Raw genomic sequence first — 454 nt, 5'->3', positions numbered from 1 at the left:
CGCCGATCTCGACGTGCATCTGGCCGCCGTCTATCTGGTGTCGCTGCTCGAAGGCGTGTTCGCGTCGATGATCTGGACCAACCGGCTGCGCGGCAATCTGTGGAACGACGCCGAGGCGATGCTCGACGCCGGTTTCGACGCCGTCCGCACGTCCACCGCCCTGCGCCGACGCGCGCAAAAATTGCCGGACTCGCGGAAATTGTCGTAACAAATGCTGATTTAACCCGATTTACCGCACTGCGAAACGAGTGAGCCGACCCTCTTTAAAATTTTTAACGTTTCTCGGAACATCGGTAGACTGACGCTGTCATCTTTCTTTAGCGTCTTCGTGATAACCGGGTTCGACCCGGTATGCACGCCGCCGTTCGAAGCGGGCACCCCGCAGGTTGGGTCGAACGGAAACGACACAGGCCCCTGGCGGGGCCTGTTTTGTTGCACGCCCGCCGCCCGCCCC

Annotated in this window: 1 protein-coding gene and 1 pseudogene; one reads left to right on the top strand and one right to left on the bottom strand. The window is 60.8% G+C overall.

The features are described from left to right. Positions 1 to 208: pseudogene (locus A9Z05_RS38015) on the top strand (TetR family transcriptional regulator); the annotation flags it as partial. 11 nt (positions 209 to 219) lie between these two features. Here the strand turns inward: A9Z05_RS38015 and A9Z05_RS37290 are convergent. Next, positions 220 to 454, bottom strand: a 235-nt coding sequence (locus A9Z05_RS37290; RefSeq protein ID WP_218077822.1) for a hypothetical protein, incomplete at its 5' end; no start/stop codon positions are given.

The organism is Burkholderia sp. A2 (genome assembly GCF_001729305.1).
GTDB classification, from domain to species: Bacteria; Pseudomonadota; Gammaproteobacteria; order Burkholderiales; family Burkholderiaceae; genus Burkholderia; species Burkholderia sola.
The sequence above is the reverse complement of the archived record's forward strand: the minus strand, read 5'-3'. Positions and strand labels throughout refer to the sequence as shown.